Source organism: Nonomuraea sp. NPDC003709 (assembly GCF_040610775.1).
GTDB classification, from domain to species: Bacteria; Actinomycetota; Actinomycetes; order Streptosporangiales; family Streptosporangiaceae; genus Nonomuraea; species Nonomuraea angiospora_A.
This window is the reverse complement of the sequence record NZ_JBEXMW010000009.1, coordinates 212,846-237,409: the sequence shown is the minus strand read 5'-3', so window position 1 is coordinate 237,409 and position 24,564 is coordinate 212,846. Positions and strand designations below refer to the sequence as shown.

22 protein-coding genes are annotated in these 24,564 nt (G+C 71.2%); 13 read left to right on the top strand and 9 right to left on the bottom strand.

Features of this window, described 5'->3' with window-relative positions; translation table 11 throughout:
* The first annotated feature begins 48 nt into the window (after window positions 1-48).
* The 3 genes from ABZX61_RS27720 (at window position 49) to ABZX61_RS27710 (ending at window position 2,261) form a co-directional block, all read left to right on the top strand.
* Window positions 49-900, top strand: a complete 852-nt coding sequence (locus ABZX61_RS27720) for a terpene synthase family protein (RefSeq protein WP_355198920.1) — start codon at window positions 49-51, stop codon at window positions 898-900.
* Window positions 901-1,172: 272 nt separating this feature from the next.
* A complete protein-coding gene (locus ABZX61_RS27715; RefSeq protein ID WP_350734616.1) occupies window positions 1,173-1,766 on the top strand; it encodes an ATP/GTP-binding protein in 594 nt (197 codons plus the stop codon).
* Window positions 1,767-1,790: 24 nt separating this feature from the next.
* Entirely contained in the window at window positions 1,791-2,261 is a 471-nt protein-coding gene (locus ABZX61_RS27710) for an Lrp/AsnC family transcriptional regulator (RefSeq protein WP_350734614.1), read from the top strand.
* A 40-nt stretch (window positions 2,262-2,301) separates the two neighbouring features.
* Here the strand turns inward: ABZX61_RS27710 and ABZX61_RS27705 are convergent, their stop codons facing one another.
* Genes ABZX61_RS27705 through ABZX61_RS27680 form a run of 6 tightly spaced genes read right to left on the bottom strand, consistent with a single transcriptional unit; the run spans window position 2,302 to window position 8,942 of the window.
* Window positions 2,302-3,288 carry a BadF/BadG/BcrA/BcrD ATPase family protein gene (locus ABZX61_RS27705; protein WP_355198918.1) on the bottom strand — a complete coding sequence of 329 codons (987 nt, stop codon included), beginning with the start codon at window positions 3,286-3,288 and terminating at the stop codon, window positions 2,302-2,304.
* Window positions 3,288-4,547 carry a 6-phospho-beta-glucosidase gene (locus tag ABZX61_RS27700; protein WP_355198916.1) on the bottom strand — a complete coding sequence of 420 codons (1,260 nt, stop codon included), beginning with the start codon at window positions 4,545-4,547 and terminating at the stop codon, window positions 3,288-3,290. Before ABZX61_RS27700 ends, ABZX61_RS27705 begins: the two co-directional genes overlap by 1 nt.
* Window positions 4,544-5,446 (bottom strand): carbohydrate ABC transporter permease, encoded by a 903-nt coding sequence (locus ABZX61_RS27695; RefSeq protein ID WP_355198914.1) that lies wholly within the window; start codon window positions 5,444-5,446, stop codon window positions 4,544-4,546. The genes ABZX61_RS27700 and ABZX61_RS27695 overlap by 4 nt, the downstream gene beginning before the upstream one ends.
* Entirely contained in the window at window positions 5,443-6,372 is a 930-nt protein-coding gene (locus ABZX61_RS27690; protein WP_355198912.1) for a sugar ABC transporter permease, read from the bottom strand. The genes ABZX61_RS27695 and ABZX61_RS27690 overlap by 4 nt, the downstream gene beginning before the upstream one ends.
* A 1-nt stretch (window position 6,373) precedes the next feature.
* Entirely contained in the window at window positions 6,374-7,720 is a 1,347-nt protein-coding gene (locus tag ABZX61_RS27685; RefSeq protein ID WP_350734605.1) for an ABC transporter substrate-binding protein, read from the bottom strand.
* Between the two features lie 25 nt (window positions 7,721-7,745).
* On the bottom strand, window positions 7,746-8,942 hold the full coding sequence (locus ABZX61_RS27680) for an ROK family transcriptional regulator (RefSeq protein ID WP_355198910.1): 1,197 nt from the start codon (window positions 8,940-8,942) through the stop codon (window positions 7,746-7,748).
* A gap of 327 nt (window positions 8,943-9,269) precedes the next feature.
* On the opposite strand from ABZX61_RS27680, the gene ABZX61_RS27675 reads away from it, so the two are divergent.
* The 3 genes from ABZX61_RS27675 to ABZX61_RS27665 all read left to right on the top strand — a co-directional run bounded on the left by ABZX61_RS27675 (window position 9,270) and on the right by ABZX61_RS27665 (window position 14,787).
* On the top strand, window positions 9,270-11,549 hold the full coding sequence (locus ABZX61_RS27675) for an ATP-binding domain-containing protein (protein ID WP_355198908.1): 2,280 nt from the start codon (window positions 9,270-9,272) through the stop codon (window positions 11,547-11,549).
* 983 nt (window positions 11,550-12,532) lie between these two features.
* Window positions 12,533-14,041: an apolipoprotein N-acyltransferase gene (gene lnt, locus ABZX61_RS27670; RefSeq protein ID WP_355198906.1), complete on the top strand. Its 1,509-nt coding sequence runs from the start codon at window positions 12,533-12,535 to the stop codon at window positions 14,039-14,041.
* Complete coding sequence (locus tag ABZX61_RS27665) at window positions 14,041-14,787, top strand: polyprenol monophosphomannose synthase (protein WP_350734598.1); 747 nt, start codon at window positions 14,041-14,043, stop codon at window positions 14,785-14,787. Before lnt ends, ABZX61_RS27665 begins: the two co-directional genes overlap by 1 nt.
* A gap of 9 nt (window positions 14,788-14,796) precedes the next feature.
* On the opposite strand, the gene ABZX61_RS27660 is transcribed toward ABZX61_RS27665, so the two are convergent.
* Window positions 14,797-15,639 carry a MurR/RpiR family transcriptional regulator gene (locus ABZX61_RS27660; RefSeq protein WP_350734596.1) on the bottom strand — a complete coding sequence of 281 codons (843 nt, stop codon included), beginning with the start codon at window positions 15,637-15,639 and terminating at the stop codon, window positions 14,797-14,799.
* 154 nt (window positions 15,640-15,793) lie between these two features.
* Between ABZX61_RS27660 and ABZX61_RS27655 the strand changes: the two genes are divergently transcribed.
* From ABZX61_RS27655 to ABZX61_RS27625, 7 genes are all read left to right on the top strand, one after another.
* The gene (locus ABZX61_RS27655; protein WP_355198904.1) at window positions 15,794-16,927 is read left to right on the top strand and encodes a C45 family peptidase; all 1,134 of its coding nucleotides are present in this window, start codon (window positions 15,794-15,796) and stop codon (window positions 16,925-16,927) included.
* Entirely contained in the window at window positions 16,924-18,531 is a 1,608-nt protein-coding gene (locus ABZX61_RS27650; RefSeq protein WP_355198902.1) for an ABC transporter substrate-binding protein, read from the top strand. Before ABZX61_RS27655 ends, ABZX61_RS27650 begins: the two co-directional genes overlap by 4 nt.
* Window positions 18,532-18,535: 4 nt before the next feature.
* Complete coding sequence (locus ABZX61_RS27645) at window positions 18,536-19,450, top strand: ABC transporter permease (RefSeq protein WP_350734590.1); 915 nt, start codon at window positions 18,536-18,538, stop codon at window positions 19,448-19,450.
* Window positions 19,447-20,289: an ABC transporter permease gene (locus tag ABZX61_RS27640; protein WP_355198900.1), complete on the top strand. Its 843-nt coding sequence runs from the start codon at window positions 19,447-19,449 to the stop codon at window positions 20,287-20,289. The genes ABZX61_RS27645 and ABZX61_RS27640 overlap by 4 nt, the downstream gene beginning before the upstream one ends.
* Entirely contained in the window at window positions 20,289-21,230 is a 942-nt protein-coding gene (locus ABZX61_RS27635; protein ID WP_350734587.1) for an ABC transporter ATP-binding protein, read from the top strand. Before ABZX61_RS27640 ends, ABZX61_RS27635 begins: the two co-directional genes overlap by 1 nt.
* Entirely contained in the window at window positions 21,230-21,967 is a 738-nt protein-coding gene (locus ABZX61_RS27630) for an ATP-binding cassette domain-containing protein (RefSeq protein ID WP_355198898.1), read from the top strand. The genes ABZX61_RS27635 and ABZX61_RS27630 overlap by 1 nt, the downstream gene beginning before the upstream one ends.
* 71 nt (window positions 21,968-22,038) lie before the next feature.
* Window positions 22,039-22,515 (top strand): FxsA family protein, encoded by a 477-nt coding sequence (locus ABZX61_RS27625; RefSeq protein ID WP_350734583.1) that lies wholly within the window; start codon window positions 22,039-22,041, stop codon window positions 22,513-22,515.
* A gap of 828 nt (window positions 22,516-23,343) precedes the next feature.
* On the opposite strand, the gene ABZX61_RS27620 is transcribed toward ABZX61_RS27625, so the two are convergent.
* Both ABZX61_RS27620 and ABZX61_RS27615 read right to left on the bottom strand, forming a co-directional pair.
* Window positions 23,344-23,688, bottom strand: a complete 345-nt coding sequence (locus ABZX61_RS27620; RefSeq protein ID WP_185074387.1) for an RNA polymerase-binding protein RbpA — start codon at window positions 23,686-23,688, stop codon at window positions 23,344-23,346.
* A 125-nt stretch (window positions 23,689-23,813) separates the two neighbouring features.
* Window positions 23,814-24,431, bottom strand: coding sequence for a hypothetical protein (locus tag ABZX61_RS27615; RefSeq protein WP_355198896.1), 618 nt, complete (start codon window positions 24,429-24,431; stop codon window positions 23,814-23,816).
* Window positions 24,432-24,564 lie beyond the last annotated feature (133 nt).

Sequence of the window (24,564 nt, the reverse complement as noted above, 5' to 3'; positions counted from 1 at the left end):
TTGGGGGACGGTCGCCCATGATCCGCGAGCTGATCGAGCGGCCCTAGGATGCCGGACGACGAGCTGGACGAGGCGTTCGAGCTCGGCAGGACGTGCGCGCTGGCCGCCGAATGCGGCAGGGACCTGCGGCGCTGCGCCCAGATGTACAGCGGGCTGTTCCCCGCGGCGGCCTTCGGCGCGGAGTTCTACGCCGCCCTGACCCTGTCCACGGCCTTCAGCGCCCCCTGGGCCAGCGCCGAGCACCTGAAGGTGGCCAACCGGGCCGCCCTGTGGGTCCTGGCCGTGGACCGTCTCGTGGACCACACCGCCACCACCCGCGAGCAGGTCGACCGGCTGATCCGCGAATGCCTGTCGGTCGCCGACGGCGCCGTGCCCCGCTCGGCGGCGACCCGGTTCCTGGCCGACCTGCGGGACGAGCTGGGCACCGTCAAGGAGTTCGACGACCTGCGGTGGATCTGGCGCGACCAGCTCGCCGAGACGCTGACCGGCATGCGCAGGGCGTGGGTGTGGCGGGACACGCGGGCCGTCCTGACGCTGGAGCGCTTTCTCGACAACGCCGACAGCCGCGGCTCGTGCTTCGTGGACGTCTCGCACTGGATCTACACCGCCGACGACTGGGCCAGGACCCATCTGGACGACCTGCGGGCGGTCAGCAGGCAGGTCCAGCGCTACCTGCACCTGCTCGGCGACGTGGCCTCCTACCGCAGGGACATGAGCTGGGGCGACCTGAACGTCCTGGCGCTCGGCGTCAGCCGCGCCGAGGTCACCCGGGCGATGGCCGCCCTGGCCCGCGAGGCCGCCGGGCTCATCGAGCCGGTTGGGGCCGGCAGCCCCCGAACCGCCGCCTACCTGCGCAGACAGATCGGGTTCAACGCAGGTTTCGTCGGTATTTCGGGCTGAGGACCGGCCGTTAAAGTGCTTGTCGGATTACCTGACACATTGGCTTGACACCTTGACCGTCAGATCCGCGAATAAGAGCGCGTCGCGCGACAAACCGTGACATTTTGATTCTTGTAAAAGATTGCGGCTTGAGTGGAAAATGTGGCGTTGCTAGGGTGTCTGGATGCCAGGCATGTGGAGCGACCTTCTCAATACACCTTGACAGGTACCACTGACCAAGGCACCTCAGGGGCGGGGTTGTGCATGCGCGGGAGAGGTACAGGCGGTGCTGGATGGAATTCGGTCGCTCTGACCGTTGGCGGCTGCCGACAGCGATCAAGATCCTGATCGCGGGTGGTTTCGGTGCGGGCAAGACCACCATGGTCGGCGCCGTGTCCGAAACCCGGCCATTGCGTACGGAAGAGGCGCTCACCCAGGTAGGGACCCACGTCGACGACCTGTCGGGCGTCGAGAGGAAGCTCACCACCACCGTGGCCATGGATTTCGGCCGCATCACCATCGCCAACGACTACATGCTCTACCTGTTCGGGACGCCCGGCCAGGAGCGGTTCTGGTTCGTGTGGGACGAGCTGGCCATGGGCGCCCTCGGCGCCGTCGTGCTGGCCGACACCCGCCGCCTCGACGACTGCTTCCCGGCCGTCGACTACTTCGAGAAGCGCGAGCAGCCGTTCATCGTGGCGCTCAACTGCTTCGAGGGCTCGAGGCCGTTCACGGTCGGCGAGGTGCGCTCGGCGATCGGCCTGGAGCCGGACATCCCCATCGTGCGCTGCGACGCCCGCAAGAAGGACTCGGGCCGGGAAGTGCTCATCACGCTCGTCGAGCACGCGATGCGCATGGGGGCCTCGCCCGTCGGGACCATGTCGTGACCATGACCGGCTAACCTTTTGGCGATGGAGGAGATCGACCGCCGGATCGTCACGCTGCTCGCCCGCGACGGCCGCATGAGCTTCACCGACCTGGCCAGGGAGACCGGGCTCTCGGTCTCGGCGGTGCACCAGCGCGTACGCCGCCTGGAAAAGCGCGGGGTCGTGCGCGGATACGCCGCGATCATCGACCATGAGGCGGTCGGGCTGCCGCTGACCGCGTTCGTGTCGATCAAGCCGATCGACCCGGCCGCGCCCGACGACGCCCCCGAGCGGCTGGCCCACCTGACGGCCATCGAGGCGTGCCACAGCGTGGCGGGCGACGAGAGCTACATCCTCAAGGTCCGGGTGGGCTCGCCGACGGCGCTGGAGGACCTGCTGCAGCAGATCCGCGCCTCGGCCAACGTCTCGACCCGCACCACGGTCGTGCTGAGCACCCCGTACGAGCATCGGGCCCCCGAGGTGGCCGGCGAGCTCCCCGCCGGCCCGGACGCCTGACCACCCGCCCCGGAGCGGCCGCCGGGGTGCCCTTGAGCGCTCAGCCCCGGCCAGGCGGCTCGTAGCGGGCGCGCAGGCGGGCCTTGGCGCTCTCCGCCGCCCCGAGGTGCTCCAGGCCGAGCAGCCCCGCGCCCACGATCGGGGGCACGTCGGCCAGCACCGGCTTCGCCCGCGGCGTCCGTACCGCGAAGGAGGAGTCCAGCAGCGACGTCAGCAGCGGGTCCCGGGCCGTCAGCAGGCCCCCGCCCAGCACCACCTCGGTCGGCGTCTCCAGCAGGCCCAGGCGGCGCAGGCACACCTCCGCCATCACCGTCACCTCCTCCGCCTGCCGCTCCACCAGCGACCGGGCCACCGCGTCCCCGTCCCCGGCCGCCGCGAGCACGCCCGGCGACAGCTCGTGCAGGCGTTCCTCGCTCAGCCGGCCGAAGTGCACCTCCAGCACGAGCTCCGCGACCGTCGCCGTGCCGAAGTAGGACGTGATCAGCCCGGTCAGCGCGGTCGGCACGCCGCGCCCGTCCTCGGCGCGGACCGCGTGCCACAGCGCCTCCTCCGCCAGGCCCTGGCCGCCGCCCCAGTCGCCGCTGATCCGCCCGAGAGCGGGGAAGCGGGCCACCGCGCCCGCGGGGGAGACGCCGACCGCGTTGATGCCGGCCCCGCACACCACCGCCACCCCCCACGCGGCCGACGCCCCTGCCCGCAGGAGCGCGAACGTGTCGTTGCGCACCACCACGTCCGGGCCGAACCCCCTGGCCGCGAACTCCCGTGCCAGCGCCTCCTCCTCGATCGGCAGGTCCGCCCCCGCCAGGCAGGCCGACACGTGGTCGAACCCGCCCTCAGGCCCTGCCTCCGGCCCCAGGGCGGCGAGCGCGTCCCGGACCACGCCCACCGCCGCCGCCACCCCGTCGCTCTGCGGCGCGAACGGCCCCGAGCGGCCCGTGGCGAGCACCTCGCCGTGCTCCGAGATCACCGCCACGTCGGTCTTGCTGTTGCCGCCGTCCACCGCCAGCACGAGCCGCGGGCGCCCCACTAGCCCACCGCCCACGGCAGCTGCGCGCGGTTCGCCTCGAGGAGCAGGCCCGTCAGCTCCTCGGCGATCTCGTCCTGCCCGACCAGCGGATGGGCCAGCAGGGCGTCCCGCACCCGGTCCGCGCCGCCGTGCAGCGCCGCGTCCAGGGCCAGGCGCTCGTACGCGGACACGTGCGCGATCAGCCCGGCGTACAGCGGCTCGACAGGCGGCACCGGCAGCGGCACCGCGCCCCGGGCCCCGACGGCCGCGGGCACCTCGATCACCGCCGCGTCGTCGAGGAACGGCAGCGTGCCGCCGTTCCGGACGTTCACCACCTGAGTGTCCCCCCGGTCCCCGAGCAGCGACGCGATCAGCGCCACCGCCGCCTCCGAGTAGAACGCCCCGCCGCGCTCCGACAGCAGCTCCGGCTTGGTCACCACGGCCGGGTCGGCGTACATCTCCAGCAGCCGCCGCTCCAGCGCCGCCACCTCGGCCGCCCGCGACGGCTTGGCGCGCTGCTCGCGCACCACGGCGTCGTGCGCGTAGAAGTAGCGCAGGTAGTAGGAGGGGACCGAGCGCAGCCGCTCCAGCAGCTCCGGCCGCAGCCCGAGGCTGTCGGCGATCTCCTGCCCATGCGAGCGCAGGATGGCCGGCAGGACGTCCTCGCCGTCCAGGTGGACGGACCGCTCCCAGGTCAGGTGGTTCAGCCCGACGTGGCCGAGCGAGACCCGCGAGGGCTCCACCCCCAGCCACCCGGCGAAGCTGCGCTGGAAGCCGATCGCCACGTTGCACAGCCCGATCGCCCGGTGCCCGGCGTCCAGGAGGGCCCGGGTGACGATGCCGACGGGGTTCGTGAAGTCCACGATCCACGCCTGCGGCGCCAGCGCGCGTACCACCGAGGCGATCTCCAGCACGACCGGCACCGTGCGCAGCGCCTTGGCCAGCCCGCCCGCGCCCGTCGTCTCCTGCCCCACGCACCCGCAGCGCAGCGGCAGCGTCTCGTCCACCTCCCGAGCCGCCTGCCCGCCCACCCTGAGCTGGAACAGCACCACCTGCGCCCCCGCGACCCCCTCCTCCACCGAGGAGGTGGCCAGCACGCGCGCCGGGTGCCCCGCGTGCGCCAGCATCCGCCGCGACACGCCCGCCACCAGCTCCAGGCGCGCGGCGTCGGGGTCTATCAGGGCGATCTCCGTCACCGGCAGCTCGTCGCGCAACCGCGCGAAGCCGTCGACCAGCTCAGGCGTATATGTCGAGCCGCCCCCGACCACGGCCAGTTTCAACCCTTCACTCCCGTCAAAGTCACGCCCTCGATGAACACTCGCTGGGCGAAGAAGAACACGATGATCACCGGTGCGGTCACCAGCAGCGTGGCGGCCATGGTGAGGTTCCACTGCACGCTGTGGAACGCCTTGAACGTGGCCAGGCCGAGCGACAGCGTCAGGTGGTCCTGTTCGACGCCGGCGTACAGCAGCGGCCCGTAGTAGTCGTTCCAGCAGTAGAAGAACTGGAACAGGGCGACCGCCGCGATGGCCGGGCGGGCCATCGGCAGGACCACCCTGACAAGGGTCGTGAAGTCGGAGCAGCCGTCCACCTTGGCCGCGTCGGTGTAGTCGCGCGGGATCGTGACCAGGAACTGCCGCAGCAGGAAGATCGAGAACGCGTCCCCGAGCAGCATCGGCAGGATCAGCGGCCACAGGCTGTCCGTCAGCCCCAGCCGCGCCCACACCAGGTAGATCGGCACCGCGATGACCTGCGGCGGCAGCATCATCGCGGTGATCACCAGCAGGAACGCCAGCCGCCGCCCGCGAAAGCGGAACTTGGCCAGCGCGTACGCCACCGGCACCGACGACACCACCGTGAACACCGTCCCGAGCACCGCGTACATGAGCGTGTTGGCCGCCCACCGCAGCAGCATCGACTTCTCGAACACCACGGCGAAGTTGTCCCAGTTCCAGCTGTGCGGCCACAGGTCGCTGGTCAGCGCCTGCTGGTCGGTCATCAGCGCGGTCAGCGCGATGAACACCACCGGCGCCAGGAACATCAGCGCCAGCGCGACGGCCAGCGCGTGCGTGGCGATCCACACCAGCACCCGCCGCCTGCGGGCCCGGACGCCGTCCCGCCGGGCGTGCGCGGCCACCGGACGGGGCGCGGTGCCCGGGTCGGCGATCGTGGCACTCATGACGCCTCCTCGGCCTTGCGGAACTGCCGCAGCAGGATCAGCGTGAAGATCATCGAGGTGGCGAACAGGAGCAGCGCGAGCACGCACGCGTACCCCATGGAGTAGTCGCGGAAGCCGACCTGGAACAGCCACTGCGGCAGCGTCAGCAGCGACTCGTCCGGATAACCGGGCGAGAACGAGCTGCCCGGCGAGTCCGTCTCGCCCGAGGCCACCCGCGAGGCGATCATCGCCTGCGTGAAGTACTGCAGGGCGTAGATGACGTTCGTGACCAGGGAGAACATCAGCACGGGCGCGATCGCGGGCAGCGTCACGCTGCGGAACTGCCGCCACGCTCCCGCCCCGTCGATGGCCGCGGCCTCGTACAGGTGCCTGGGCACGTCCAGCAGCGCCGCCATGAAGATCACGACGAGCTGGCCGCAGCTCCACAGCGACAGCAGCGTCAGGCTCGGCTTCGACCAGGCCGGATCGCCGAACCAGTCGGGCCCCCGGACCCCGAACAGGGCCAGGAACTGGTTCCACGGCCCGGTCGCCGGGTTCATCAGGAAGACGAACGTGATCGTGCCGGCCGCCAGCGGCACCAGCGACGGCAGGTAGAAGATCGTGCGGAACAGCCCGACGCCGGCCTTGAGCCGCACCACGAGCTGCGCCAGCGCCAGCGAGCACAGCACGGTCGCCGGCACCATGATGAGCACCAGCCACAGCGTGTTCTTCGCCGAGGTCAGCACCCTGGGGTCCGCGAACAGGTAGCGGTAGTTGTCCAGGCCGGCGAACTCGAGGGTGTACATGTCGTAGCGGTGGAAGGAGAAGTACACCGTGGACAGCAGCGGGTAGACGAAGAAGATCGACACCCCGGCGATCCACGGCGACAGCCACACGAGGGCCCGCAGGCCCTCGCGGCGCCGCCACACGTCAGCGAGCGCGGCCACCTCAGCCCCCGGACAGCTTCAGCTTGTCGTCGATCTGCTTGTCCACGCCCTTCAGCCCGGCGTCCAGATCGGGTACGCCGCCCTTCTCCCACTTGGTCACGAACGTGCCCATGACCTCCTGGTTGAAGACGCTGTTCACGCTGGCGGGGATGGTCGAGGTCTTCGGGTGGGCGAAGATGTTCAGGAACGTCGTGAAATTGGCGTCCTTGGCCAGCTCGGGGGACTCCATCGACGCCTTCGTCGTCGGCACGTTGCGCAGCGCGTTCGACAGCGTCACCAGCGAGGCGGTGTCCGTGGTGAGGTGCTTGACCAGCTCCCACGCCTGCTGCGGATGCTTGGCCCCCTTCGGCACGCCGATCACGGTGCCCGCGGTGAAGCCGCTGCCGTACAGATCGGGCCGGTCGTCGGCGACGGGCAGGGGAGCGGTGCCGTAGTCGAGGTCCTTCGCCTCGTTGGCGATCATGGCGTTACGCCACTCGCCGTCCAGGACCATGGCCACCTTGCCCTGGTAGAACGGGTGCTTGGCGCTCCACTCGTCGCCCAGGCTCTTGCGGAACTTCTCCAGGTTGGCGTAGCCGTACCAGTCGACGAGCTCCTTCTGCCAGGTCAGCAGCCGCTTCCAGGCCGGGTCGGAGCCGATGGCCGAGGTGCCGTCGTCGTTGTACCACTTGGCGCCCACCATGGGGGCCAGGTGGGTGGGGCTGTTCTCGTAGTACTGGACACTCGGGATGAACCCGGCCACCTTGATCGTGCCGTCGGCGTCGCGCACGGTGAGCTTCTTGGCCAGCGCGGTCAGCTCGCTCAGCGTCTTGGGCGGCTGACTGCCCTTCATCAGCGCCTTGTTGTAGTAGAGCCCGTACGCGTCCGCCAGCAGCGGCAGCGTGCACTGCTTGCCCTCGAAGCCCGAGTACGAGCGCGCCACCTCGGGCAGCACCGACAGGTCGATCCCGTCCTGCTTGATCACCGGGGTGAGATCCTGGAACGCTCCCGACTTGCACCATTGGGCCACGGTGTCGGTGGTGAACGAGGCCGCCACGTCGGGCGCGTTCCCGCCCCGGATGGCCTGGGTGATCTGGTCGTCCTGCACGTTCTTGACGGCCTTGACGGTGATCTGCGGGAATTTCTTATTGAAGCCCGCGATGGCCTCCTCGAACGCCTTGACCTCGGCGTCCGTGTTGAACCCGTGCCACAGCTCCAACGTGGCCGCCGGGAGCGCCTGCGAGGCCGAGCCCGAAGGTTTGGGCTGGGCGCCGAGCGACGGCCCTGCCTGTTTGTTCGCGGTGCACCCGCTCAGAGTGCAGGCGGTCAGCGCGAGAGCCGCGGCGACCGACAGAGGGACGAAGCGCACGGGGGGTGCCTCCTGCCATGGTGGATCATGTCGGAACGGTTGAGCTGAAAACCTCTTCGCGTACGGTGGCAAGAGCCAGATCGAGGGCGCCGGCGAGGACGGGGTTGCCCTCGACGCTCGACAGCCGGACCCGGGGCTGCGGGATGGTGAGCGCGTGCAGCTCGTGTTCGACCAGCTCGCGCAGGGTCTCGCCGCCCGACAGCACGACGCCGCCGGTCAGCACGATCAGCCCGGGGTCCACGACGGACGTGATCGCGGCCAGGCCCACGGCCAGCCGGGCGGCGATGTCGCGCAGCCCCGCCCTGGCGTCGTCGGCCCTCTGGCCCTTCCCCTCGGCCGCCCGCACGGCGTTGGCGACCGCGTGCGGGAAGTCGCCGCCGCGCACGCCGTACGAGCGCAGCAGCTTCAGCACCGCCGGGCCGCCGGTGAGCGCCTGGTAGCCGTGGTTGGCGTAGCGCCCCGCCTCGCGGGCCGTCGGCGCGCCCGGGGTCGGCATGTAGCCCACCTCGCCCGCGCCGCCCGTGGCGCCCCGGTGTATCCGGCCGCCCAGCACGATGGCCGAGCCGATGCCCTCGTCGGCCCACAGCAGCACGAAGTCCTGATGGCCCTGGGCCGCCCCGTGCGCCTGCTCGGCCACCGCGACCAGGTTGACGTTGTTCTCCACGTCCACCGGCACGCCCAGGCCCGCGCTGAGGGTCGGCACCAGGTCGGGGAGCTGCCAGCCGGGCACGTCCTTGGCGGCCGCGTACCCCAGCCTGCCCGTGGACGGGTCGATCGCGGCCTGCACGCCGATCACGACCCGGCGCAGCTTGTCCGGCGGGCTCGCGCCCTCCAGGGCCGCGTTCAGGCGGTCCACCAGCTCGCCGGGGGGCCGGCGCGGGGTCGGGAGCGTGTGCTCGCCGACGATCGTGCCGGTGATGTCGGCCACCTTGGCCTCGATCCGGTCGGGCGTGACGTCCAGCGCGGCCACGTACGCCGCCGCCGGGTTGATCCGGTAGACCTCCGCCGTACGCCCCGGCAGGCCCTCCCTGATGCCGTCGAGCACCACCAGCCCGGCCTCCTGCAGCCGGGCGAGGAGCTGGGACGCCGTCGGCTTGGACAGCCCGGTGAGCGTGCCGATCTCGGGGCGGGTCAGCGGACCGCGTTCGAGGAGTGCCTGCAGGGCGGCGCGATCATTGATGGCACGTAGCAGACTGGGGGTCCCCGGTACCGGACCGCTCACGGATGGACTCCTTGCGAGTTAGGAAACTTTCCTAACTCGGAACATAGGGAGTCCGGCCCCGTGGGTCAAGAGCCGGATGCAGGTGAAACCAAGCCGTAACAAGGAAAGAGATCGGAGAGAGAAAGCAAGTGGGAGTGCCTCAACAGGCGTGCTAATGTCGTCGTTTGTCGTAACAACAAGCAGAATGGCCCGGAGTGTCTCATTAACCACAATAACGGTCAGGCGGCAACTCGTCAAACAGAGCTCGCCAGGGAGCAGGCATACGTCACCCGACTCTACGACCGCCTCGACGAACTGCGCGAGCGTACCCAGCGGCAGCTCAAGGAGGTGCTGGCCACGGGCGCCGTCGGCACGATGCAGAACAGGTCGGAGCGCGACACGTTCGCCGAGATGTACGCCTCCAGGCTCGCCCGGCTCTGGGCGGTCGAGCGCGGCCTGATTTTCGGTCGCCTCGATCATGTCGACGAGGGCCGGCTGTACATCGGCAAGCTCGGCATGACCGACGACGAGCAGCTGCGCCTGCTCATCGACTGGCGCGCGCCGGTCGCGCAGCCGTTCTACCGCGCCACCCCGGCCGCTCCGATGGGCCTGACCAGGCGTCGCCACCTGCAGACCAAGGGCCGCTCCGTGATCGGCGTCGACGACGACCTGCTCGACCTCGACTCGCTCACCGACGACGACCGCGCCACGCTCAACGGCGAGGCGGCCCTGCTGGCCGCGCTCGACGAGCGGCGCACCGGCCGCATGCGCGACATCGTGGCGACCATCCAGGGCGAGCAGGACCGCGTCATCCGCAGCGACCTGAACGGCGTGCTGGTCGTCCAGGGCGGGCCCGGCACCGGCAAGACGGTCGTCGCGCTGCACCGCGCCGCGTACCTGCTCTACACCCACCGCGAACGGCTCGAGCGGCGCGGCGTGCTCATCCTCGGGCCCAACCTCACCTTCCTGCGCTACATCGAGCAGGTGCTGCCCTCGCTCGGCGAGACCGACGTGCTGCTGTCCACGGTCGGGGAGCTGTACCCGGGCGTGACCGCCACCGCCAGGGAGCGGCCCGAGGTGGCCGCGCTCAAGGGCGACGCGCGCATGGCCGAGGTGATCGCCAAGGCCGTACGCGACCGGCAGCGGGTGCCGCGCAAGCCCGTCGAGCTCACCATCGGGCGCATCACGCTCACCATCGACCGTTCCATGCTCGACGGCGCGCGCAACAAGGCCACCCGCTCCCGCCGGCCGCACAACCAGGCGCGCGCCGTGTTCGTCCGGTCGCTGCTGAACGCCCTGGCCAGGCAGCAGGCCCGCAAGATCGGCAAGGGGCTCATCGACGACGACGAGCTGGCCGACCTGCGTGAGGAGCTGCGTACCGAGCCGGTGGTCAAGTCCGCGCTCAACCGGCTGTGGCCGTACCTGACGCCGCAGCGGCTGCTGCTCGGCCTGTACGGCTCCCCGGAGCGCCTCGGCTACGCCGCCTCCGAGCTGAGCCCGCAGGAACGCGCCCTGCTGCGGCGCGACGGCGGGGAGTGGACCGAGTCGGACGTGCCGCTGCTGGACGAGGCCGCCGAGCTGCTCGGCGAGATCGACGAGCAGGTGCTGCGGGCCAGCGCGATGCAGGCCGAGGAGGAGCTGGCCGCCGCCAGGCAGGCCGAGGAGAGCGAGCGCGAGGCCGAGCTCGCCTACGCGCGCGAGGTCCTGGAGCTGACCGGGCTGTCCGACGTCATGGAGGCCGAGCGCCTGGCCGAGCGCCAGCGCGGCCAGGGCCCCTACCTCACCACCGCGGAGCGTGCGGCGGCCGACCGCACCTGGGCCTACGGGCACGTGATCGTGGACGAGGCGCAGGAGCTGTCGCACATGGCGTGGCGGGCGGTCATGCGGCGGTGCCCGACGCGGTCGATGACGATCGTCGGGGACATCGCGCAGACCGGGTCGGCGGCCGGGGCGCGGTCGTGGGAGGAGGTCCTCGACCCGTACGTGGCCGGGCGGTGGCGCCAGGAGAGGCTCACCGTCAACTACCGCACGCCGGTGGAGCTGATGGCGGTGGCCGCCCGGGTGCTGGCCACCATCGACCCCGCCCTGCAGGCGCCCACGTCCGTGCGCGAGCTCGGCGTGGAGCCGTGGTCGGCGCCGCTGCCGGCGCTGGCGGAGCTGGTCAAGGCCGAGGTGGGGGAGGGCGGCAAGGTCGCCGTGGTGGTGCCGGACGCGCTGCTGGAGTCGCTGGGGGCGGAGGTGACCGCAACGGTGACGGGCGCGGTGGTGGTGACGCCCGGCCCGGGCCGCGCCGGGAACCCGGGATCCGGGGCGGGACGCGCGGCGGCGCGGTCCGGCACGGACCCGGCCGGGGCGGTGGCGACAGGCGTGGGGCGGGCCGGGGCGGCGGCGGCCCTCGACGCGCCGGTGGCCGTGATGGGGGTGGCGGACGCGAAGGGGCTGGAGTTCGACTCGGTGATCGTGGCCGAGCCCGACCTCATCGCCGCCCAGTCGCCACGGGGTCCGAGCGACCTGTATGTTGCTCTCACCCGCGCCACGCAAAGGCTCGGAGTGGTGCACGAGCGGCCGCTGTCGCAGGCTCTGAGGGGCTTGCCGAGCCGCTCCCAGGCGTCCTCTAATGACCTTTGACCGGCTTACGCCCCCATGTCCTACCTGCGAAAACTTGATGTTTCTGCTGATCGGGACACGGTTGACATCTGAGGTGGAGTCGGTAGTTTGCTGCGCAGTCCAGCACGGGACTTGGCCGGTTGGCCGTCTCTGACATCGTCGGATCCTGCGTCCGTGACGGAGTGTGACTCCGTCCACACAGCCAGGTGCAGGGCCGTCGGTCCGTCGAGTCGGGGCACCCCAACCGGGCGGGGGGTTGGACCCGGGACGGGTCCGGGAGCCCAGTAGACAACGGAATTCCGAGCTCGCCGCCGACGAGACGGGTCCGGTCCGAAGGGTTTCCGGGCCCTCTTCCCGCTCTCGTGCGCAGGACCGACATGTGCGCCGGGTGGTCCCGTAGGTCGCGGGATCACCCTGCCGCCTCCCGGCGTGAAACGCCGATTCTTTCGATCTTCCGGTGCTGCGCTGGCTTCGACCGCCCCTGTGGGGCGGTAGCGTTTTCGCAAGCAGGCGTGCGATTCGGCGGAGGAGACCCCGGAGTGGTTCAGGAGAGAACGAGCCTACCGCCCACCCCCGGGCGTGAGCCGGCTCGCGCCGACGCCCCGGACGCGGCCCTCGTGGACGCAGCCCTCGCCGACGCGGCTCTCACGGACGCGGCGCCTGCGGCCGGACCCGAGCCCACGCCACCGCCCACCGCCGCCCCTGCCCGCGAAGGCTCGCCCGAAGAGGCGCCTTCGCCCACCGCCGCATCGCCGACCGCCTCCGCGCCCGAGTCCGCTGCGCCATCCGCCGCCGACGTCGACGCCGCGCCTGCGCTCGACGCCGCACCCGCGTCGGAAGGGGCGTCCGGGTCCGACGCGACGCCTGCGTCCGAGCACGCGCCTGAGGGGGCGTCGCCCGCCGCCGGTGGCCCTGTGTCGCCATCCGTGCCCGCTGCTGCGCCCGCGTTCAAGGGGCCGGCTGCGTCCGAGACGGTGGGTTCAGGTGGCGGGGAGTCAGGGCGGGTGCTGTGGGCCCGCGTCGTGGCGGGTGTGGTCGGCGGGGTGGCGTTGTACACCGCGTTCCCGTCGCTCAACTGGTGGCCCGCCGCCCCGATCGGCGTCGGGCTGATCGTCGCGTCGCTCTACGGCACCCGGCCCAGGAGGGCCGCCTGGCTCGGCTTCGTGATCGCCCTGGTGTTCCTGCTGCCCACCCTCGCCTGGGTGCGGCCCATCGGCGACGACGTGTGGCTGATGCTGGTCGCCACGGAGAGCGTGTTCTACGCCGTCATGGCCGCCCTGGCCGCGCTGGTGTTCAGGCTGCGCGCGTGGCCGCTGTGGTTCGGCGGGCTGTGGGTGGCCATGGAGTGGGCCCGCAGCCAGGTGCCCATCGGCGGGTTCCCGTGGGCGCGGCTGGCGTTCAGCCAGAGCGAGTCCCTGTTCACGCAGTACGCCGCGCTGGGCGGCGCGCCGCTGGTGTCGTTCGCCGTGGCCTTGTGCGGCGCCCTGCTGGCCTACGCCGTCCTGGTCCGGCCCAAGGTCGAGGGCGGGTGGCGCAGGGCCGTGCCGGCGATCCTGGCGCTGGCCGTGCCGGTGCTGACGCTGGCGCTCCCCAGGCCGGGCGACGAGGGGCGGACGGTCAACGTCGGCATCGTCCAGGGGAACGTCCCGGGAAGGGGCATGGGCTTCCTGGGGGACGAACCCGCCGTTGTCCTGAAAAATCATGCCAACGAGACGAAACGCCTGGCCCAGGCCGTACGCGAAGGAAAACTCCCCAAACCCGACGCGGTCGTCCTCCCCGAGAACTCCACCGACATCGACCCCTACCAGGACCCGTACGCCCGCGAGATCATCCAGGACTCCGTCCGCGACGTCGGCGTCCCGACGCTGATCGGAGCGGTGGTCGCGATCGGCGAGGATTCCCGCGCCACCCGCAGCCTCGTCTGGGACCCGGTGACCGGCCCCGGCGCCTATTACGACAAGCAGCATCTGGTCCCGTTCGGGGAGTACACGCCGTTCAAGGACCTCGTCCTGGCCCTGTGGGAGCGGGCGAGCCTGGTCGGACGGCAGTCGGTCCCGGGGGACAAGCCGGGCGACCTGAAGCTGGGCCCGATCACGATCGGCGCGGTCAACTGCTACGAGGTGGCCTACGACGACACCGTGCGCGGCACCGTGCGCGCCGGGGGCACGGTCCTGGCGATGCAGGCCAACAACGCCACGTACGCGCTGTCGAATCTGCCGACGCAGCAGCTGGCCATGTACAAGCTGCGCGCCGTCGAGCACAACCGGGCGGTCGTGGCCGCCGCCACCACGGGGATCTCCGCCTACATCCGACCTGACGGTAAGGTCTCCTGGCAGACCCGCGAACTGGTCGCGGACATGAACGTGGTCAAAGTGCCCGTACGCACCCAGGAAACGATCGCCACCACGGTGGGCGCGGTTCCTGAGTGGGCATTGATGGTGATGGGAGCGGCGGCGGCAGGAGTCGCCGCGTGGCGGGGCAGGCGGCGAGGCGATCGGATGAGGAACGACTGATGATGGAGACTCTCGGCCGGGTGCTCGTCGTCGTACCGACCTACAACGAGCGCGACAACCTGCCCATGATCGTGGAGCGGATCCGGACGGCGCTGCCGGAGGTCCACGTGCTCGTGGCCGACGACAACAGCCCCGACGGCACCGGCGAGGTGGCCGACGGGCTGGCCGACGGCGACGACCACGTCCACGTCCTGCACCGGGAGACCAAGCAGGGCCTCGGCGCGGCGTACATCGCGGGGTTCCGCTGGGGGCTGCGGGAGGGCTACGACGTCCTGGTCGAGATGGACGCCGACGGCTCCCACCAGCCCGAGGAGCTGCCCAAGCTGCTCGAGGCGCTGGCCGACGGCGCCGACCTGGCGATCGGGTCGCGTTACGTGCCCGGCGGCAAGGTCGTCAACTGGCCGCACCGGCGCGAGCTGCTGTCCAAGGGCGCCAACCTCTACACCCGGGTGATGCTCGGCCTGCCCGTGCGCGACGCGACCGCCGGGTTCCGCGCCTACCGCGCCGCCACCCTGGAGAAGGTGGGCCTGTCCGGCGTGGAGTCGCAGGGCTACTGCTTCCAGGTCGACCTCACGCTGCGCACGTCCAGGAACGGGCTACGGGTGGTGGAGGTGCCCATCACGTTCGTGGAGCGTACGGTGGGCAAGAGCAAGATGAGCGGCAAGGTCATGTCCGAGGCGCTGTGGCGCATCGGCCTGTGGGGCGTCACGGGTCTGCCCAAGCGGCTGCGCGGCGGCCCCCACTAGCGGCCCCTACTAGCGGAAACGCGGGCCGAGCAGTTGCTCGCGCAGCGCGTTGAGCTGGTGGGAGTGCTCGACGGATCGCGGCTCGTCGAGCGAGTCGAGCGCCAGCAGCAGCGCGTCGGCCACGAGGATGCCGGCCAGGGGCTCGCCGGTGATGCCGGTGGGGGTGTGCGGCGCGGCCAGCACCGCGTCCACGCGTTCGGCGAACTCGCCGCCGAGCTCGTCGGAGATCAGCACGATGCCCGCGCCCACGGCGTGGGCCCGCTCGATCAGCACGGTGATCTCCTTGAGCCGGCGGCCGGGCTGGAAGATGACGAGCACCTCGTCGTGGGCCAGCGAGAGCAGGTCGTCGGCGAGCGCGAAGCCGGTGGCCGAGGTGGCGCGGGCGCGGTGGCCCCGGCGGCCCAGCTTGAGCGCCAGGTGGCGGGCCGCCGGGTCGGACGCGCCGGCGCCGTAGACGAGCACTCCTGGCGCGTTGACCAGCAGCTCCACGGCCTTCTTGTACGCCTCGGGGTCGAGCAGGCGGCGGCAGTGGTCGATCCGTTCGCGGGCCTCGTCGAAGACCCGTTCCCAGATGGCCGACAGGTCCTGGCCCACGTGGCCGATGCGCCGCTTGAGCCGGACGTCGGGCGCCACGGACGAGGTGAACTCGGCCGCCAGCGCCCGCTTGAGCCCGGGCAGGCCGCCGAAGCCCAGCCGCTGCATGGTGCGCACCACGGTGGCGTTGCTGGTGCCGGTCGCGCTGCCCAGCTCCTGGGCGCTGGCGAAGAGGATCTGCTCGGGCGAGGCCGAGATCAAATAGTGGCACACGGCCCGCTCGGCCGGTGACAGCTCGTCCCACAGCTGCCTGACCATGGCCCTGAGCTGCTCGATTGGGCTGTGTGTATTTTCCATTACGACTCTTGACTCCCGTGTAGCGCTCATTACTCTGTCTTTGGAAACGACCGCTACAGACTTGCCGTCCCTTGAAATGAACGTTACAGGACGCCGGCCGGTCCAAGGAGCACCATTGAGCCTCACATCCCTGCCCCTCGTCGAGATCTCCGGCGCTCCGCGTGAGCGCGGGCGCCAGTACGGCGAGCAGGCCCGCGACCGCGTGCACCACGCGCTGGCCTACTACGCCGAGGCGTTCGCGCACTCCAGCGGCCTGTCGTGGGAGCAGGTCGGCGCGCGTGCGGCGCGCTGGGTCGAGCCCAGCAAGGAGTTCGCGCCGGAGCTGGTCGAGGAGATGGAGGGCATCGCCGAGGGCGCCGGCGTCGGCTTCCTCGACATCCTGGCGCTCAATGCCCGCGGTGAGATCATCTACGACACCACGTTCGGCTCCATGGAGCCCGACGGGTGCACGTCGTTCGCGCTGATGCCGGAGGCCTCCGGCGACGGCCACGTCTACGCGGGCCAGAACTGGGACTGGCGCGACGGCGTCTCCGACACGGTGATGGTGCTGAGGGTGGTGCAGCCCGGCCGGCCGACGGTCATCATGCACGTGGAGGCGGGGCAGGTCGGGCGGCAGGGGGCCAACTCGGCGGGCATCGCGCTCAACGCCAACGGGCTCGGCGGGCGCTTCGACGACTCGGTGGGCGTGCCGCAGACGCTGATCAGGCGCAAGGTGCTCGACAGCGACAACCTCAACTCCGCGCTGGAGGCGCTGACCAAGTCGCGGGCCCACATCGCCAGCAACGCGCTGGTCACCCATCGCGACGGGTTCGCCATCGATCTGGAGACCACCCCCGGCGCGATCGGCTGGATGTACCCGACCGACGGGCTGCTCGTGCACGGCAACCACTACCAGGCGTTCATGCCGCCGCAGCTGGCCGCGACCTACCGGCCCGGCTCGGCCGACTCGCTGTTCCGGGTGCCCAGGGCCGAGGGCGGGCTGCGTACCGTGGCCGAGGCGTCCGGCACCGACGAGGCCCGCAAGCGCATCAGGCTCGCCATGTCCGACCACCTGGGCTACCCCGAGTCCCTCTGCACCCACCCCGACGAGACCCAGCCCGCCGTCAAACGGTGGGCGACCCTGCTGTCGAGCTGCGTCGACCTCACCACGGGCGACTACCTGATCGCGGCCGGCACGCCCTGTGACCACGAGTACGAGCGCGTGCCCTGGAACCTCTACGACGGACCGCATGGAGAAGTGACCCCGTGAAGAAGACCCTCGCCCTGCTCGGGCTCGCCGCCCTCACCGCGGCCTGCGGCGGACCGGCGGCCACCACCAAGGCGCCCGACCCGGCCACGCTCACGCTGGTCGACCGCACGCCGAAGGCGGCAGGCCCGCTCGACAACGCCGTCTGGCTGCTCGGCCAGGAGCCCGGCACCCTCGACCTCGACCTCGACGGCGGCACCGACAACCGCACGGTCATGGCCAACGTCTGCGAGCGCCTCATGCAGACCCAGCCCGACATGACGGTCAAGCCGTGGCTGGCCGAGAAGGCCGAGCAACGCGACCCCAAGACCATGGTCCTCACGCTGCGCCAGGACGCCACGTTCCACGACGGCTCGCCGGTCACCGCCGACGACGTCGTGTGGAGCCTCAAACGGCACTCGGGTGAGGGCAAGGACGAGTCCGACGAGTTCGAGGACGTGCAGTCGGTCACCAAGACCGGCGACCACGAGGTCACGATCGCGTTCAAGCGGCCCAACGCGCTGTTCGTGCAGGCCCTCGCGGGCGGCGCGGGCATCGTGCTGAACCAGAAGGTCGTGGACGAGCTCGGCAAGGACTTCGGCACACCCGGGCACGAAGACGCCTGCAGCGGGCCCTACCGGCTCAAGGAGTGGAAGTCCGGCAGCCAGCTGACGATCGAGCGCTATGACGCGTACTGGAACAAGGACGTCAAACCGCTCACCAAGAGCGTCACCTTCCAGTGGGCCGACGACACGGCGCTGGTCAACAGCCTGGTCACGGGGGCGGCGCAGGGGGCGTACCTGTCGGACACCGGGCCCGCGGTGGCGCTGCAGAGCAACCAGGCGGTGAGCGTGGCCTACGGCGCGACCACCCGCGTGTTCGTGCTGCTGCCGACCGACCGCGGCGTGCTGAAGGACGCGCGGATCCGGCGGGCGCTGTCGCTGGCGGTCGACCGGGCGGGCATCGCCAAGTCCGGGTTCGCGGGGCTGGCCAGGCCGTGGAAGGTGCCGGTCGGGGCGGGGGCGTGGTCCTACGAGAAGGAGGCGTTCCAGGCGGCCTACGACGAGCTGCAGGGGTCGCCGGAGACGCCGCGGCTGGAGGAGGCCAAGAAGCTCGTGCAGGAGGCCGGGTCGCCGAAGGAGCCGATCATCGTGGCGACCAACGGCGAGCAGGCCCGTACGGTGATCGCCAACGCGGTGGTCGACGCGGCGAAGAAGATCGGGCTGACCGCGCAGATCAAGACCGTCCCCGCCTCGGAGTTCGGCAGCTTCTACACCGACAAGTCGCTGCGCGCGCAGGTGGACCTGGTGCCCGACGACTGGTACATCACCAAGTCCGACCCGATCGGCTTCTACGACAACGGCCTGACCGGCTCGTCGAACAACTGGGTCAAGTTCAGCTCGCCCGAGTACGACGAGCTCGTCGCCAAGGCGCTGAGCGCCACCGACGATGCGGCCCGCGCCAAGGACGTCATCGAGCTGCAGCGCCGCTTCACCGCCGACATGGTGTGGATCTCGCTGGTCGAGGTGCCCAACGCGGTCGTGCTCGGCAGCAAGGTGACCGGGCCCCCGGCCTCGCAGGTGAACATGGGCTACCCGTGGGCGGCCGACCTCGGGGCCAAGGGCTGAGTCCATGGTGCGCAAGCTGGCCGGGCTGCTCGTCACGCTGCTCGCCACCTCGTTCGTGATCTTCGGGGCGTCCTACGCGGCGCCCGGTGACCCGGTCACGTTCCTGGCGGGCGGCAAGGAGAACCTCACGCCCGAATACCTGGCCGCCGTCCGGGCCGAATACCACCTGGACGACCCGTTCCTGGTGCAGTACGCACGATGGCTCGGTGACGCGGCGACCGGCGACCTCGGGCGTTCGACCCAGTACAACGACCAGGTCTTCGACCTGCTGATGGCGCGGCTGCCGAGCACGCTCGGGCTGGTGGCGTACGCCGCGGTGCTGTTCGTGGTGTTCGGGGTCGCGCTCGGGGTGCTGGCCGCGGTGCGCGGCGGGCGCACCGACTCGGCGGTGGTGGCGGGCACGACGTTCGCCACCTCGGTGCCGCCCTTCGTGGTGGCCACGGCGCTGATCTCGCTGTTCGGCGTGCAGCTCGGCTGGTTCCCCGTCATGGGCGGCCAGTCGCTGTGGCACCTGACGCTGCCCGCCGTGACGCTGGCGCTCGGCGCGCTGGCCATCATCAGCCGGGTCACCCGGCAGTCCATGGTGGAGCAGCGCGAGCTCGACCACGTGACCGTGGCCCGCGCGTCCGGGCTGTCCGAGCGGCTGATCGTGGTCAGACACGTGCTCAGGGGCGCGCTGGGGCCGATCGTGACCATGTGCGGGCTGGTCACGGCGGGCATGCTGGCGGGCACGGTGACCGTGGAGACCGCGTTCGGGCTCAACGGCGTCGGCTCGCTGCTGGTCAACGCGATCAACACACACGACTTCCCGGTGACGCAGGCGGTGATGTTGCTCATGGTGAGCGCGTACATCCTCGTGACCACGCTCGTCGATCTCGCCCAGCCGCTGATCGACCCCAGGGTGCGGAGGCCCGCATGACCACGATGGTCGCCACACTCTCTCCGAAGGCCGCCCGGCCGCTCGGCTACCGGCTGGCCGGCGCCTTCCTGGTGCTGGTCGTGGTGGCTGCGGTGTTCGCGCCGCTGGTGGCCCCGTACGAGCCGGACGGGGTCGACTTCGCCGCCACGCTCGCGCCGATGTCGCCCGAGCACCTGCTCGGCGCCGACCAGTCGGGCCGCGACCTGTTCACCAGGGTCCTGTACGGCGCCCGCACCTCCCTGATCGGCCCCCTGGCGCTGCTGGCCATCGCCTCCCTGCTCGGCGTCGCGCTCGGCACGCTGGCCGCCTGGCACCGCGGCTGGGTGGACGCCGTCGTGTCCAGGCTGACCGACGTCATGTACGCCTTCCCCGGGCTGCTGTTCGTGGTGCTGGTCGTCGCGGTGTTCGGCAACGGGATGACCACGGCCGTGGTCGCGCTCGGGCTGGCGTACACGCCGACGATCGCCCGCTACACCAGGAGCGTGGCGCTGGGCGAGTGCGGCAAGCCGTACATCGACGCCTACCGGGTCCAGGGCATGGGCGGGTTCGCGATCTGCGTGCGGCACCTGGTGCCCAACATGGCGCGCTCGATCGTGGGCTACCTGGTCGTGCTGTTCGGCGAGGGGCTGATGAGCCTGGCCACGCTGAGCTTCCTCGGGTTCGGGGCGCAGCCGCCGTCGTCCGACTGGGGGCTCATGGTCAAGGAAGGACAACCGGCGATCGTGCAGGGCGCGTTCCTGCCGGTGCTGGTGCCGGGCGCGGCCATCGCGCTGGTGGTCGTGTCGTTCAACGTGATCGGCGTACGCCTGGCCGACCGCATGGGCGTGAGGGGGACCTGATGCTGCTCTCCGTGGAGGAGTTGACGATCACGGCGGGCGGCCGGCGGCCGATCCTGCGCGAGGTGTCGCTGGCCGTCGGCAAGGGCGAGATCGTGGGCCTGGTCGGCGAGTCGGGGTCGGGCAAGTCCACGCTGGCCCGGGCGGTGCTGCGGCTGCTGCCCGCCGGGGCGGCGGCCTCCGGCAGGGTGCTGGTCTCGGGCGAGGACGTGCTCGCGATGGACCCGGGCCGGCTTAGAGACCTGCGGGCCTCGCAAGTGTCGATGATCTACCAGGACCCGCGCTCCTCGCTCAACCCGGTCCGCCGGGTCGGCGACTTCCTGACCGAGCGCATGGTGCACACGCTGGGCCGCCCCAAGGCCGAGGCACGCGCCCGGGCGGTGGAGCTGCTGGCCGCCGTCGGCCTGCGCGATCCCGAGCTGCGCATGCGGCAATACCCGCACGAGTTATCCGGCGGCATGCTGCAACGGGTGGTCGTCGCCGCCGCGCTGGCCGCCGACCCCGCGCTGCTGCTGGCCGACGAGGCGACGAGCGCGCTCGACGTCACCACCCAGGCCGAGACGCTGGCCCTGCTGCGGGAAATCCAGGCGGAGCGGGAGCTCGGCATGCTGTTCATCACCCACGACCTGCACCTCGCGGCGTCCTTCTGCGACCGGGTGCACGTGCTGTACGCGGGCACGGTGGTCGAGTCGCGACCGGCCAAGGAGCTGTTCGAGGACCCCCGGCACCCGTACACGGCCGGGTTGCTGGCCTGCACGCCGGAGCTGGACGATCCCCGTCCCCTCCGGCCCATCCCCGGCCGCCCGCCCTCGCTGGACGACACGTTCGCCGGCTGCCCGTTCGCGCCGCGGTGCCCGCGGGCCGCGGACGCCTGCGAAGAGTGGTCGCCGCGGCCCGTGACCGTGTCCGGCGGCTCCGCCGCCTGCCGTCTGGTGGAGGCGTGATGCTCGGCGTACACGATCTGTGCAAGTCCTTCCACGGCTCGGTGGCCGCCGACCAGGTGTCCTTCGAGCTGCCGCCGGGCGGCTCGCTGGGCCTGGTCGGGGAGTCCGGGTCGGGGAAGACGACGATCGCGCGCATGCTCGTCGGCCTCGTCACCCCCGACTCCGGCACGATCACCGTGGACGGGCGGGCGCGCTCGGCCAGGGAACGCGGCCGGGCGGCGCGGCTCCGGCGGGCCCGCGAGATCCAGATGGTGTTCCAGGACCCCTACCTGTCGCTCGACCCGCGGCTCACCGCCGCCGAGTGCCTTCAGGTGGCGCTCCGGCTGCACGGCGGGGACCGCTCGCGCGTCCCCGAGCTGCTCGACCAGGTCGGGCTGGGCAGCCGCGAGGCCGGGGCCCGGCCCCACCAGCTCAGCGGCGGGCAGCGGCAGCGCCTGGCCATCGCCAGGGCGCTGGCCGTGGAACCGTCGGTGCTCGTGCTCGACGAGGCCGTGGCCGCGCTGGACGTCTCCATCCAGGCGCAGATCCTCGAACTGCTCAACCGGGTGCGCGCCGAATCCGGCGTCGCGCTGCTGTTCGTCAGCCACGACCTGGCCGTGGTACGCCACCTGTGCGAGGACACGCTGGTGCTGCACAGAGGGGTGGTCGTCGAGCGGGGGCCCGTCGCGAGGGTGCTGGCGGAGCCCGAGCATCCCTACACCAGGCTGCTGCTCGACTCGGTGCCCAGGGCGCGCTAGCAGCCAGGAACGCTTTGGGGCCGTCGGCCGTTGTTCCTGGTGTAACGCGCTGGTGCGGAATCGAGGAAACGATGCGGCTGCTGCTCTTCCTGGCCTTCCTGGTCGTCCCCGTCCTGGAGATCTGGCTGCTCATCCAGGTGGGTTCGGTGATCGGCGGGCCCGCCACCGTGGCCCTGCTCATCGCCGACAGCCTGCTCGGCGCCTGGCTGGTACGCCGCGAGGGCCGCAGGGCCTGGCGGGCGCTCCAGGAGGCGATCGGGTCCGGCCGGATGCCCGAGCGCGAGCTCGCCGACGGCGGCCTGGTCCTGGTGGGCGGCGCGCTGCTGCTGACGCCGGGCTTCTTCACGGACGTCTTCGGGTTCCTGTGCATCCTGCCGTTCACGCGGCCTCTGATGCGCCGCCTGGGCGCCTGGTTCTTCGACCGCCGGGTCAAGCGGCTGGCCGCGAGCTCCCCGTACGCGAACCTCTTCCCGCCCCATCAGGACGTGAGAGTGCCGGACGGCGGCCGGGTGGTGCACGGCGAGGTCATCCGCGAGGAACGCGACTGATCGTCTCGGTGGGGCCTGCGTTCGAGGTCTATCGGCCCCCGGGAGGACGCATGCCGTAGGCTCGCCGAGCCATGGGGGACGCGGACGCCGTCCGGGCCCGGAGGTAGAGCCCTGGCGGGTCCGCGTCGGCTCCTAGCTCGAGAGCGGTCTGCGCGCGCGGGACGGAGAGTGCAGAGCGCGACGCTCCTGCACGGCAATGGTGACGGCCTGGACCTCGCGGTCAAGGACGGACGCGTCGTCGGGATGGGCGGGCGCGCCGGATCGCGTCAACCACGGCCGCCTCGGGCCGAGGGACCTGTACGGCTGACAGGCCCCCCTCATCCGCGAGAACGGGCGGCTGGTCGAGACCGACCGGGCCCTAGCGATGGGCGGGCCGCGCCCGGCGGCTCCTCGACGAGCACGGCCCCAGCGCGATCGGCTTCTGCACCACCGGCCGGCTGTTCCTGGGGGAGCCCTACACGCTCGCTCTGATCGCGCACGGGGGCATCGGCACCAACCACCTGGACCACGTCCGCGAACACGCCGAGGCGGGCAAGGCCCAAGGACCCCTCTTATGAGATCTCCGCGGCGGAACGCCTGCGCGAGAAGGCCCCGGAGCGGCTCGTCCGCCACTCCGAGCCCGGCCTGCTCCTGCCGGCCGACTTGCGTTCACCTGTACCTGGCGGCTCCGCCACCCCAGACACTCCGGCAACTGCGTGGGCAAATGCCAGCCTCAAGGCCTCGGCCCCCAGACCCTGCTGACCTGACCTGACCCTGGCACCACCTTTGTGATGTGGGCATGAAGAAACCCCCGGGCGGGTAGCCCGGGGGTTTCACCGTGAGAGGAGGTCAGGCGCTCTTACGACGCTGGGCCCGCAGAACCGCGAGCCGCTCGTTGAGCACCTCCTCAAGATCTTCGATCGACCGCCGCTCCAGGAGCATGTCCCAGTGTGTCCGCGGGGGCTTGACCTTCTTGGACTCCGGCTGCTCGCCGTCCACCCGCACCGCGGTCGCGCCGCACATGCGGCACTCCCAGGTAGCGGGGATCTCAGCCTCGGCTGCAAGCGGAACCTCGAAGCGATGGCCCTTAGGACAGGTGTAGGACACCTCCTGGCGCGGGGCCAGATCCGTGTTACGGTCGTTCTCGTAGCTGGTTGCCCCGAGCCGGGTGCCACGAAGCGCGCGCTCGCCCATGTCTAAATGCCTCCTACAGGGCCCCCTTGCGTGGGGGGATCTGTCTCCCACGGTGTCTAACGCTTGGTACCGTGATGGGATTCCCACCCGCGGGGTGATCCAATCGCGCTTGGGGCGTCGGTTCTTCACACAGTCGCCGATCGGGCCCGCGTTCCGGCCCTGACCAGGGCCGCCGCCAGCCAGACCCCGCCAATCATGATCAGCGCGCCGTGCGCGATCCGCAGTGGGTACGGGCCGAAGAACTGCGGAATGAACAGCACGAACCCCAGCGCCAGAGCCGTCCCGCTCCACTTGGGCAGCATTCCGGACCGCCAGACGGCGATCGCCGCCATCACCGCGCCGACGGCCAGAACAAGGAGCCCCACGGCGAACATGGTGATCGCGACGGGCCCGTACCTGAACTCCTCGGCCAGTTCCATCAGCGCGGGCGCCTGGTCGTGGAGGGAACGCCGGGCGATCACGTTCAGGCCGAAGTCCTCGGCACCGTAGTACGGGAGCGTCAGGCCCGCGCCCACCCAGGTCACGGCGGCGGCGCGCAGGGAGAGGCGGTCGCCGAGCACCTGGTGCAGCCCGAGCACGGCCAGGCCGAGCAGCACGAAACCGAGCATGGCGGCCGCGTGCCCGGCGACCCACGCCGTGGAGGCCATGGCCGTGGCGTCGTCGCCGGAGGGGCGGATCGCGGGATAAACGAGGAAGAGGATGCCGGCGCTGGCGAAGGCCAGGGAGGTGAGCCTGGAGGCCATCAATGCTCCTTGAAGAGGGCGTTGCTCTTTAGTGAGAGCAATGCTCTCGCTTCGAGGAAGCGCTGTCAAGAGCACCGCTCTCTCTTCGGATCAGTGAACCTCCTTGGTTGGTGTGAGACCGGCGGAGCGTGGG

What these genes read in the sequence shown, in the direction of transcription:
- ABZX61_RS27640 (WP_355198900.1), top strand. Translation starts at nt 19,447, where the DNA reads ATGACCACGATGGTCGCCACACTCTCTCCGAAGGCCGCCCGGCCGCTC.
- ABZX61_RS27695 (WP_355198914.1), bottom strand. Translation starts at nt 5,446, where the DNA reads ATGAGTGCCACGATCGCCGACCCGGGCACCGCGCCCCGTCCGGTGGCC.
- ABZX61_RS27660 (WP_350734596.1), bottom strand. Translation starts at nt 15,639, where the DNA reads ATGGTCAGGCAGCTGTGGGACGAGCTGTCACCGGCCGAGCGGGCCGTG.
- ABZX61_RS27635 (WP_350734587.1), top strand. Translation starts at nt 20,289, where the DNA reads ATGCTGCTCTCCGTGGAGGAGTTGACGATCACGGCGGGCGGCCGGCGG.
- ABZX61_RS27710 (WP_350734614.1), top strand. Translation starts at nt 1,791, where the DNA reads ATGGAGGAGATCGACCGCCGGATCGTCACGCTGCTCGCCCGCGACGGC.
- ABZX61_RS27630 (WP_355198898.1), top strand. Translation starts at nt 21,230, where the DNA reads ATGCTCGGCGTACACGATCTGTGCAAGTCCTTCCACGGCTCGGTGGCC.
- ABZX61_RS27645 (WP_350734590.1), top strand. Translation starts at nt 18,536, where the DNA reads ATGGTGCGCAAGCTGGCCGGGCTGCTCGTCACGCTGCTCGCCACCTCG.
- ABZX61_RS27715 (WP_350734616.1), top strand. Translation starts at nt 1,173, where the DNA reads ATGGAATTCGGTCGCTCTGACCGTTGGCGGCTGCCGACAGCGATCAAG.
- ABZX61_RS27625 (WP_350734583.1), top strand. Translation starts at nt 22,039, where the DNA reads ATGCGGCTGCTGCTCTTCCTGGCCTTCCTGGTCGTCCCCGTCCTGGAG.
- ABZX61_RS27615 (WP_355198896.1), bottom strand. Translation starts at nt 24,431, where the DNA reads ATGGCCTCCAGGCTCACCTCCCTGGCCTTCGCCAGCGCCGGCATCCTC.
- ABZX61_RS27720 (WP_355198920.1), top strand. Translation starts at nt 49, where the DNA reads ATGCCGGACGACGAGCTGGACGAGGCGTTCGAGCTCGGCAGGACGTGC.
- ABZX61_RS27665 (WP_350734598.1), top strand. Translation starts at nt 14,041, where the DNA reads ATGATGGAGACTCTCGGCCGGGTGCTCGTCGTCGTACCGACCTACAAC.
- ABZX61_RS27620 (WP_185074387.1), bottom strand. Translation starts at nt 23,688, where the DNA reads ATGGGCGAGCGCGCGCTTCGTGGCACCCGGCTCGGGGCAACCAGCTAC.